We start from the raw sequence: 10,002 nt of genomic DNA on the forward strand, positions 1-10,002 counted from the left end.
CGCCTTGGGCGCACACGCCAGTGGCCGATGTCACTGGTGCGGGGGAAGGTCGAGGGGGGACACAGTCCCCCTCTCGAATTCGCTCAGTTTGCCACCTGCACAATAGCGTGTCGGATCACCTTGTCACCCAGCAGGAACCCCGCCTGGAACACCTGGGATACCACGTTCTCCCCAAGGTTCTCATCATCGATGTGCATAACGGCGTTGTGCTTTTCCGGGTCAAATGGCTGGCCCTGGGCCTCGATCTCCGTGACTCCCAGCTTCTTCAGGATCTCCTGGTACTGGTGGAAGATCATCTCCAGCCCCTTCTTGTGGGGAGAGTCCTCATCGCCTTCAGTGGCCACAGCCCGCTCCAGGTTGTCGTACACCGCCAGGAACTCCTTGATGGTGTCCGCCTTGGCGTCCTGGTAGAGATTGTCTTTCTCCTTAGCGGTGCGCTTGCGGTAGTTGTCGTACTCTGCCGTCAGCCGGACGAACTGATCCTTCACGGACTCCAGCTGCCGGGCGGCCAGCTCCGCCGCCTCCATCTGCTCCCGGGTCAGGGTGTAGGTCTTTTCCTTTTTCTTCTTGCCCCTGGCGGCCTTCTCCGCCTTCTCATCGGGCACCTTCTCCTCCGCGGGGGGAGCCTCTTCCTGAGGAGCCTCCTGCGGCTCTTCCGGCGTCTCCTCCGCCGGCTGCTTCGTCTCTTCGCTCATTCTTTTGCATCCTCCTTCGGGGGTAATTCCTGTTTGCCGAACAGCCGCGTCAATCCCTCCGCAAAGCCGGAGAGCCGGGCGGCCACGGTTCCGTAATCCATTCGTGTGGGTCCCACCACGCCGATCAGGCCCCGCATGTCGTTGCCGATGTCATAGCTGGCCACCACCACACTGGTGTCCTGCAGGGCCTCGCTGACATTCTCCGGACCGATCAGGATCTTCATGGGCCCCTCGTCCGGCACAGGGAGATTCTCCTTGCTGTCGGACAAAAAGCTCATCAGCTGGTGGGCCTTGTCTGCGTCCCGGAACTCCGGCAGCTTCAGCAGTTGGCTGGTGCCCACGGTAAACACCTCTTTCTGCCCCGCCTCCTCCAGCACATCCGCCGCGTAGGCGATGGTCTGGCTCAACAGCAGGAACATCTGGGGCGTCACCTGTTCGGACACATCCATCAGCCGCCGGTTCATCTCGTCTGCGGAGATCCCGGTGAAGTTGCTGTTCAGCAGGTTCACCAGGGTGGGCATCTGCTCGGTGTCCACCTTCAGCTGCATCCGCAGCAGCTGGCTCTTCACCCGGTTGTCGCCCATCATCATGACCACGATGCAGCTGTGCTCATCCACGGGCAGCAGCTCAAACCGCCGGGCGGTCATCTGCTTCTTGCCGGTGGCGGCCACATAGGCGGGGTAGTTCATCAGAGAACTCACCGCCCGGCCCGCCTGGGAGATCACCCGGTCCAGCTCCTCCATCCGCATCTGGAGGGACTGGTTGATCCGCTCCGTCTCTGCGATGGAGAGCCGCTGGCGCTCCATCAGCTCGTTGACATACAGCCGGTAACCCTTGGGAGAGGGCACCCGCCCGGCGGAGGTGTGGGGCTGTTCCAGATAGCCCAGCTCCGTCAGATCCGACAGCTCGTTGCGAATGGTGGCGGAGCTGACGCCGCCCATCTCCGCGGCAATGGCCTTGGAACCCACCGGCTCTGCAGTACGGACATAGTCCTCCACCACCACTTTCAGTATTTGCTTTTTCCGGTCCGTGAGTTCCACAAAAAGCACCTCTGGTCCAAGCTGTCTCACGCTGGTTTTAGCACTCCTTTCTCCGGAGTGCTAAAACGAGTTTACCACCACGCGCCTTCATTGTCAACGGATGGATATAAACAAATTGTAAACAAATGCCATCGGATTTTTGAACATTTTCCGCGGCTCCGCAAATCAAAAACCGGCCGCCTGCCGCGGCCGGTTTTTCGTCTCACATGGTCCCCCTGTCCGCTCAGTCCGGCCTGGCCCCCGCCCCCTGCCGGGGCAGCATCCCCGTCCGCTGAAGGGCTGGCTGCAGCGCCCGCAGTAGAAGCACCAGCAGCACCGTCTGCACCGGCAGCATGATGAGGTTTTTCACCGCGCTGAGAGACGCGCTGGCATACCAGGCCTCCAGGCTGAAGCGGCCGTTGCTGTTGAGAATGGCGATCCACAGCGCCCCCAGCACCACGTTCTGCACATTGGTGACCAGCTTGGCGCAGAAGATCCGCCAGACCCGCAGGGGCGCCCGGTACAGGAACAGAGCGTAGGTCAGCACACCCAGCATGGTGGTCAGAGTATAGCCGGGGAAAAAGGGATAGCCGCCTCCTCCAGTGAGGAAGAAGCTGAGGATGTCCTCCGCAAAGGCGAACAGCAGGCCCAGCACCGGGCCGCAGACCCAGGCACAGACGGACCGGGCCAGGAAGCCCCAGGTGACCTTGGCCCCGCCGAACAGCGGCACCGAGGGCACTTGGGCCAGCACAATGCACAGGGCGATCATCAGGGCGGAGAACAGCAGCTTCCGAAGGTCCCGGACCTCCCGGGACGCGTCCCGCCAGTAGTCGGCGGAAAAGGGATGTGCGTACATAAAAAACCTCCTTCTGTTTTGGCAGTCCGAAATTCGGAGATGCCGCACAGAGGAAGGCCGAAAGGATCCCTGTATGCGGCAGCGGGATGCGGGACACACACTGCGGACTCGCGGTCCTTTCGTCCGAAGAGCAACTCCCCGTCTCTCCAGCACTGGATGTACACGTATGTCCCTACTCTGCCTGTTAGATATTGTCCATTATAGGACTTTCGCGGAAAAAAGCAAGGGTTTCCGCCGTTTTTCCAGCACACCTTGCGGCAATCCGGTCCATGTGTTAAGATGACCGCAACCCGAATAGGAGAGGAGGCGATCCGCAGATGGTTCTTTTGATTACCGGCGCCTCGCACACAGGCAAAACCCTGCTGGCCCAGAGACTTCTCCAGACATACCGCTGTCCCTGTCTCTCCATGGATCTTCTGAAAATGGGACTTATCCGAAGCGGCAACACCCGCCTCACGCCGGAGGATGACCAGGAGCTGGAGTCCTATCTGTGGCCGATTGTGCGGGAGATCATCAAAACCGCCATTGAAAACCGCCAGGATCTGATCGTGGAGGGCTGTTATGTCCCCCCACGCTGGAGTCAGGACTTTGCGCCGTCCTATCTCCGGGAAATCCGCTTTTGCTGCCTTGTGATGACCAAGGCATATATCGAGACCCATTTTGCAGACATACAAAAATATGCCTGTGCGGCAGAGCGGCGCATTGACGATTCCACCTGTACGAAAGAGACTCTCCTCCTGGATAACGCGCACTATCAGCAGATGTGCGAGACCTGGGGGTATCCCTGTATTCTGATCGATCAGGCGTACGAGGTGGATATCCCCCTGTGAAAAAACGATCCCGGCCCTTTCGGCCGGGATCGTTTTTTCACTTACTCTACGTTACTGGGCAGCGCCAGCGGTCTCCGCAGCCTTCGCGGCAGCGGCCTTCTCCGCCTGGGCCTTCTTGATGGCCTTGTACTTCTCCTTCTCCTCCGCGGTGGCGATGGGAAGGATGGCGTCCCGCGGGCAGACCTTGGTGCAGAGCTTGCAGCCCACGCACTTGTCGTAGTCGATGACAGCCACGCCGTTCACCACATGAATGGCGTCCTTCTTGCACTCCTTCTGGCACAGGCCGCAGCCGATGCAGGAGTGGGTGCAGACGCTCATGGCAGCCTTGCCCTTGTCCTGATTGGCGCAGGCCACGTGGACCTTCTTGGACACAGGGACCTCCGTGATCAGATGGCGGGGGCAGGCCTTGGCGCAGGCCATGCAGTCGGTGCACTTGTCCGGGTCCACCACGGCGGCGCCGTTGGGACCGATGGACATGGCGCCGAACTGGCAGGCGGACACGCAGGAGCCGAAGCCCAGACAGCCGAACTGGCACTCCAGGGGACCACCGGCCACCTTGGTGGCAGACAGGCAGTCCTTCACACCGACGTACTCATAACGCTTGGCGGCGTTGGTGCCGCCGTTGCAGCGGACAAAAGCCACCTTCCGCTCACCGGAGGGAGCCTCCTGGCCCATGATCTTTGCGATGGCGGCAGCATTCTCCGCGCCGGCAGGGGCGCACGCATTCACCGGAGCCGTGCCCGCCAGGATGGCGGCGGCACAGCCGGCGCAGCCGGGGAAGCCGCAGCCGCCGCAGTTGGCGCCGGCCAGATGGCTGAGGATTTCCTCTTCCCGGGGGTCCTTCTTTACCTCAAAGACCTTGGAGGCTACTGCCAAGATGAAGCCGAACACGGCGCCGAGGACAGCCAGCACCACAACGGCAGCAATGACATTTCCGATATCCATTTTCCTCTTGCCTCCTCTTACCAGACCTTCAAACCGGAGAAGCCCATAAACGCCAGGGCCATCAGACCAGCGGTGACCAGGGCGATGGGAAAGCCCTCAAACGCCTTGGGATAGTCCGCAAACACCAGCCGCTCCCGAATGCTGGCGAACAGCACGATGGCCAGCAGGAAGCCCAGGCCGCCGGTGATGCCGTAAACTACGGAGGAGATGAAGTTATAGTTGTTCTGCACGTTCAGCAGCACCACACCCAGTACGGCGCAGTTGGTGGTAATCAGGGGCAGATACACACCCAGAGCCGTGTACAGAGACGGCATGGATTTCTGTAAAAACATCTCCACGAACTGGACCAGGGATGCGATGACCAGAATGAAGGTCACGGTCTGCATATACTCCAGTCCAAAGCGAACCAGGACGAACTCGTTGACCGCATAGCACACGGCGGAAGCCAGTCCCATGACGAACGTCACAGCGATGCCCATGCCCACAGCGGTGTCCACCTTCTTGGAAACACCCAGGAAGGGGCAGATGCCTAAGAACTGGGAGAAGATGAAGTTGTTTGCCAGAATGGCACCCAGCGTAATTGCCAGGAGTTCATAGATTTGATCCATTATTTGCTCTCCTCCTTATTTTTCTTAGGTCTGGACAGCGCCCACTGCATCAGGGCAATGAGGCAGCCCAGCACCAGGAAGCCGCCGACGGGCAGGGTCAGCATGCCGATGGGGAACTGCTCCGGCAGGATCTGAATACCATCGCCGCCGTTGAGGATACCGCCGCCGAAGGTGCCGGCGCCCAGAAACTCACGGATGATGCACATAACCATCAGCACCACAGTGTAGCCAAAGCCCTGGAAGATACCGTCCCAGAAGGAAGCGGCCACACCGTTCTTGTAGGAGAAGGACTCCGCCCGGCCCAGGATGATGCAGTTCACCACGATCAGGGGGATGAACACGCCCAGCGACTCGGACAGGGCCGGAACGAATGCCTGGATCAGCAGATCCACGCAGGTCACGAAGCCAGCGATCACCACAATGAACATGGCGATACGGATCTTGTCCGGCACGATCTTGCGGATAGCCGCGATGATGACATTGGAAAGGGTCAGGATGACGGTGACCGCCACGCCCATGCCCAGGCCGTTGAAGAACGAGGTGGTGATGGCCATGGTGGAACACATGCCCAGCACCTGCACCAGCACAGGGTTGTTGGTGATCAGTCCCTCTTTGAACTGTTTGCCTAAATTCATGAATTGCTCCTCCCTTCTCAGCCCATGGCAGCCACGGCAGCCAGCGCCGCATTCACGCCGGCAGTCACACCCTTGGTGGAGACGGTGGCGCCGGTGATGGCGTCCACGTTAGTGCCCACCGTCAGAGTGCCGTCCGCCGCGCTCTTGCCGATAAACTGGTCCAGCACACCCACGCCGGAGGCGGTGGGTTCGTTGCCCACGACCTTCGTGCCGATGCCGGAGGTCTCAGAGTGGTTGACGACAGAAACGCCAGTGACGGCGCCTTCCGCGTCCACGCCCACCATCATTTCAATGCTGCCCTGGGAGCCGGAGGCGGTGACCTTTACGGCATAGCCGGCGGCCTCGCCGTTCACCTGGACCTCGTACATCTCGTTCAGGGTGCCGCCGGCAGCTGTGGCCGCAGCGGTCATATCGCCAGACAGTTCCAGCGCGTCGGAGAAGGTGGTGTTGTCCGGATCGGACACCACGGCCAGCATGGCCGCTTCAGTCTTCTGCTGGTTGATCTCAGCGATGGGGCCGGCCGTCACACCGTTGACCAGACCCAGCAGCAGTGCCACGATCAGGCAGGTCCCCAGCAGGGTCACAGTCAGCTTTACGATGTACTTGGGGTCCATATCAATCTTTTCTTTGGTCTTGACTTCGTTGCTCATTTCGCAGCCGCCTCCTTGTTAGCGGATTTCACAACGCCGAAGCGAGAGGGCTTCACAGCCTTGTCGATCAGCGCCACTACCAGGTTCATAATCATGATGGAGTAGCACACGCCCTCGGGATAGGAGCCGAAGTAGCGGATGAACACCGTCAGCAGGCCGCAGCCCAGGCCGAAGATCAGCTGGCCGGTCTTGGTGACGGGGGAGGTGGTGTAGTCAGTGGCCATGAAGAAGGCACCCAGCATCAGGCCGCCGCCGAAGATGCTGTACAGCATGAACTGCAGATTGTCGGCGCCGCCCTTGGGGAACAGGAAGGTCAGCACGGCCACGGTGGCGATGTAGGCCGCGGGGGTCTGCCAGCTGATGACCTTGCGCCAGATCAGATACGCTCCGCCCACGATCAGCAGCAGGGCGGAGATCTCGCCCAGGGAGCCGCCGATATTGCCCAGGAACATATCCGTCACGCTGTACTGGCTGGTGAGGCCGGCCATGTCGCCGGTCTTCATATAGGCCAGAGGCGTGGCAGCGGTAACCACGTCGGCAGTGCCGGCCAGGGGCACCCAGCCGGCCTGGGGATCCGCCCAGGCGCCGCTCATGGTGCCGGCATAGCTGGCCACCAGGGCGGCACGGCCCGCCAGCGCGGGATTGACGAAGTTCTTGCCGATGCCGCCGAACAGCTGCTTGACCACCACGATGGCGAAGAAGTCGCCCACCAGGATCATCCAGTAGGGCATGTTCACCGGGCACACGAACGCCAGCAGGATGCCGGTAACCGCGGCGGAGAGATCGTTCACGGACTGGGGCTTCTTCATGAGCTTGCGATAGCCCCACTCAAAGAACATGCAGCCCACCACGGACACGGCAGTCAGAGTCAGGGCCCGGAAGCCGAACTTCACAATGGCCCAGATCAGGGCGGGCATCATGGCGATGATAACATCCAGCATGATGGAGCGGGTGTTCTCCGCCGCCCGGATGTGGGGAGAAGAAGTGGCAATCAGTTTGAGATTCTTGTAGTCAGTCATTTCGCAGCGGCCTCCTTTGCTTCTTCGGCCTTTTTCTTTGCCTCGGCGGCAGCCCGGTCAGCGGCCGCCTTGTCCTTCACCAGCTGCTTGCCGGTTTTGAACATATGGGTCAGGTGCATCCGGGCCGGGCAGATGTAGGAGCAGGCGCCGCACTCCATGCAGTCCATGATGTGGGCGTCATTCAGCTCCTCCACCATGCCCTTGGAGGCATACTGGTACATGAACAGGGGCTCCAGGTGCATCGGGCAGACGGACACGCACTTGCCGCAGCGGATGCACTGGGGATTCTCCACGGTCTTCTCCTCGTTCTCGCAGAAGGCCAGGATGGCGCCGGTGCCCTTGGCCACGGAGATGTCCGCGGTGTACTGGGCCATGCCCATCATGGGGCCGCCGGCGATCAGTTTGTATGTACCGTCCTTCAGGCCGCCGCAGGCGTCCAACAGGCTGGAGACGGGGGTGCCGATGGGGCACTCCAAGTTCTTGGGCTCCACCACGCCGGAGCCGGAGACGGTGACGATCTTGCGCACCACGGGCATACCGGTGGTCAGGGCCCGGTAGATGGCGCATGTGGTGTTGATGTTGAATACGGCGCAGCCGATATCGGCGGGCAGTCCGCCGGGGGGCACCTGGCGGCCGGTGATGGCCTGGCAGAGCTGTTTCTCACCGCCCTGGGGGTAGCGGCAGCGCAGGGGCTCCACCACCACGGGGGCCTTCTGCTCGGCAATGACCTTGTTCATGGCGTCGATGCCGTTGCGCTTGTTGTCCTCCACGCCGATGACGACCTTGTCCACGCCGAACATCTTGGCCAGGAACTTGGCGCCGCCAATGATCTCCTCGGGCCGCTCCAGCATGGTGCGGTGGTCGCCCGTGATGTAGGGCTCGCACTCCGCGCCATTGATGATGACGGTGTTCACCTTGCCGATGCCGCTGGTGATCTTCACGTGGGTGGGGAACGTAGCGCCGCCCATGCCGACGATGCCGGCGTTCTTGACGATCTCCACCATCTCCTCCACGCTGAGGGCATTGGGATCCGCGGGGGCCTGGACCTCTTCGCTCACCTCGTCCTGCATGTCGTTTTCAATGACCACAGACGTGATGTTGCCGCCCATGGAATAGGGGCGGGGTTCCACTGCCTTCACCGTGCCGGAAACGCTGGCGTGGATCGGGGCGCCCAATCCGTGGAATTCGCCGATCTTCTGGCCCACCTTCACGTGGTCCCCGGCCTTGACCAGGGGCGTGCAGGGCGCGCCAAAGTGCATCGACATGGGGATGACCACAACAGCCGGCGGAGCCAGCTGCTCGATGGCCTTTTCATTGGTTGCGGCCTTCATATCATGGGGATGAACGCCGCCAAAGAAAGCTTGTGCCATTGTCTTCACCTCATTTTTACTCCTTGATAGTCGGCCCGGGCAGGAGGGCACGGCCCCTCCCCTTCCCAAGAGAGGGGGTCTCCAGGCAGGCGACACTATCACATACTGCGCCTCATTCTACACCTATTTTTGAAAAATGTCCAGACTGTGAACGACAACTTTTGAAAAAAATATGCTTCTTTATACAGAATCTTTGCAACTTTTCACACGTTTTATCCAGTTCTGTCATTCCCTCCCATTTTTACGCCGTCTCTTGTTATTTCAGAAGAAACATGATATGCTTGGTGATACGGGTCCGGCTCCGGCCGCCCCATTTTCAAATTATCTGGAGGCCAAGACATATTATGATGGCACAACTGATCGACCGAAAGCATCTGAAGCAGGAGATGAAGGAGCTGCTGCGCTCCGCCCAGGTCAGCCCCCGCGGGATGACCTGCCTGTACCTGGCCCTGGTGCTGGTGCTGAACCTGGCGGACAGCTTCATGGGTCTTATGAATCCGGGCCTGCTGGGCACCTTCATCTCCATCCTCACCGGCCTGATGAGCATGGTCCTGGCCTCCGGCTTCGTGATGTACTGCATGGCCATCCGCCGGGGCGAGCGGGCGGAATACCTGACGCTGTTCGACGGGTTCTCCTTTGTGGGCAAGGTCATCCTGCTGAACATCGTGATCTACCTCTTCACGTTCTTCTGGTCACTGCTGTTCGTCATTCCAGGCATCATCGCCGCCTACCGCTACCGCTTCGCCCTGTACAACCTCTATGAGAACCCCGGCATCGGGGTGATGGAGGCCCTGAACATGAGCAAGCAGCAGACTCTTGGCTACAAGGGGCAGCTGTTCATGCTGGATCTGAGCTATATCGGCTGGCTCCTCCTGGCGTCCCTCACCTCCGTCGTGCAGACGGGCTATATCTACGCCTGCATTTTCCAGGACCCCGGCTACTATTTGGCGAACCCCGCCCAGGTCTATGCCATCACCCTGCCCATGCCCGTAGGATTGCAGGTGGTGCTGGGCTGTGTCTGGCCGCTGCTGGTGGCGTTGTTCTACCTACCGGTCTACCAGTGCACGGAGCTTGGCTATTTTGACACCGCCAAGCACACTTCCGGCGTGGGAGAGGGCGCGGCCCCCAAGGATCCCGGCAGCTTTGACAGCGGCTGGGGAGGCTTCTGAGCGCCCCATTAAGCCTACAAGCCCCCGGCGGGTTTTAGAACCCGCTGGGGGCCTCTCTTTCAGGAGACCTCGCCTGCGGGCCGGGCCGGGGGCTCTGCGCCATCCGGCCTCCTTCCGGGGTCCGCCTCCGCGCCAAGGGCCCCCCTCCACAAGCATCTTTCAGATTCTCCCTCAGACGCAAAGCTCCCCCGGCGGGCCAAAGGCCC

At 60.8% G+C, this 10,002-nt stretch carries 11 protein-coding genes and 1 riboswitch; of the genes, 2 read left to right on the forward strand and 9 right to left on the reverse strand.

Going from position 1 to position 10,002, the window contains the following annotated elements; translation table 11 throughout:
• Positions 1-83 precede the first annotated feature (83 nt).
• From grpE to HMPREF1546_RS03415, 3 genes are all read right to left on the reverse strand, one after another.
• A complete protein-coding gene (grpE, locus tag HMPREF1546_RS03405) occupies positions 84-695 on the reverse strand; it encodes a nucleotide exchange factor GrpE (RefSeq protein WP_021748250.1) in 612 nt (203 codons plus the stop codon).
• The gene (gene hrcA / locus HMPREF1546_RS03410; protein ID WP_276896224.1) at positions 692-1,765 is read right to left on the reverse strand and encodes a heat-inducible transcriptional repressor HrcA; all 1,074 of its coding nucleotides are present in this window, start codon (positions 1,763-1,765) and stop codon (positions 692-694) included. The genes grpE and hrcA overlap by 4 nt, the downstream gene beginning before the upstream one ends.
• A 193-nt stretch (positions 1,766-1,958) precedes the next feature.
• Positions 1,959-2,570, reverse strand: a complete 612-nt coding sequence (locus tag HMPREF1546_RS03415) for a folate family ECF transporter S component (protein ID WP_021748247.1) — start codon at positions 2,568-2,570, stop codon at positions 1,959-1,961.
• Positions 2,571-2,647: 77 nt separating this feature from the next.
• Positions 2,648-2,752: riboswitch (THF riboswitch) on the reverse strand.
• Between the two features lie 135 nt (positions 2,753-2,887).
• Between HMPREF1546_RS03415 and HMPREF1546_RS03420 the strand changes: the two genes are divergently transcribed.
• Positions 2,888-3,400, forward strand: coding sequence for a hypothetical protein (locus HMPREF1546_RS03420; RefSeq protein WP_021748246.1), 513 nt, complete (start codon positions 2,888-2,890; stop codon positions 3,398-3,400).
• A gap of 51 nt (positions 3,401-3,451) precedes the next feature.
• Here HMPREF1546_RS03420 and HMPREF1546_RS03425 read toward each other — a convergent pair whose 3' ends face one another.
• Genes HMPREF1546_RS03425 through rsxC form a run of 6 tightly spaced genes read right to left on the reverse strand, consistent with a single transcriptional unit; the run spans position 3,452 to position 8,627 of the window.
• On the reverse strand, positions 3,452-4,345 hold the full coding sequence (locus tag HMPREF1546_RS03425; RefSeq protein ID WP_021748245.1) for an RnfABCDGE type electron transport complex subunit B: 894 nt from the start codon (positions 4,343-4,345) through the stop codon (positions 3,452-3,454).
• A gap of 17 nt (positions 4,346-4,362) precedes the next feature.
• Positions 4,363-4,953, reverse strand: coding sequence for an electron transport complex subunit RsxA (rsxA, locus tag HMPREF1546_RS03430; protein WP_021748244.1), 591 nt, complete (start codon positions 4,951-4,953; stop codon positions 4,363-4,365).
• Complete coding sequence (gene rsxE / locus HMPREF1546_RS03435; protein WP_021748243.1) at positions 4,953-5,588, reverse strand: electron transport complex subunit RsxE; 636 nt, start codon at positions 5,586-5,588, stop codon at positions 4,953-4,955. Before rsxE ends, rsxA begins: the two co-directional genes overlap by 1 nt.
• 17 nt (positions 5,589-5,605) lie before the next feature.
• Entirely contained in the window at positions 5,606-6,238 is a 633-nt protein-coding gene (locus tag HMPREF1546_RS03440) for an RnfABCDGE type electron transport complex subunit G (RefSeq protein ID WP_021748242.1), read from the reverse strand.
• Complete coding sequence (locus HMPREF1546_RS03445) at positions 6,235-7,257, reverse strand: RnfABCDGE type electron transport complex subunit D (RefSeq protein ID WP_021748241.1); 1,023 nt, start codon at positions 7,255-7,257, stop codon at positions 6,235-6,237. Before HMPREF1546_RS03445 ends, HMPREF1546_RS03440 begins: the two co-directional genes overlap by 4 nt.
• On the reverse strand, positions 7,254-8,627 hold the full coding sequence (gene rsxC, locus HMPREF1546_RS03450; RefSeq protein ID WP_021748240.1) for an electron transport complex subunit RsxC: 1,374 nt from the start codon (positions 8,625-8,627) through the stop codon (positions 7,254-7,256). The genes HMPREF1546_RS03445 and rsxC overlap by 4 nt, the downstream gene beginning before the upstream one ends.
• Before the next feature lie 344 nt (positions 8,628-8,971).
• Between rsxC and HMPREF1546_RS03455 the strand changes: the two genes are divergently transcribed.
• On the forward strand, positions 8,972-9,796 hold the full coding sequence (locus HMPREF1546_RS03455) for a DUF975 family protein (RefSeq protein ID WP_021748238.1): 825 nt from the start codon (positions 8,972-8,974) through the stop codon (positions 9,794-9,796).
• Positions 9,797-10,002: the final 206 nt, after the last annotated feature.

It is taken from the genome of Oscillibacter sp. KLE 1745, assembly GCF_000469445.2.
Lineage (GTDB): Bacteria > Bacillota > Clostridia > Oscillospirales > Oscillospiraceae > Oscillibacter > Oscillibacter welbionis.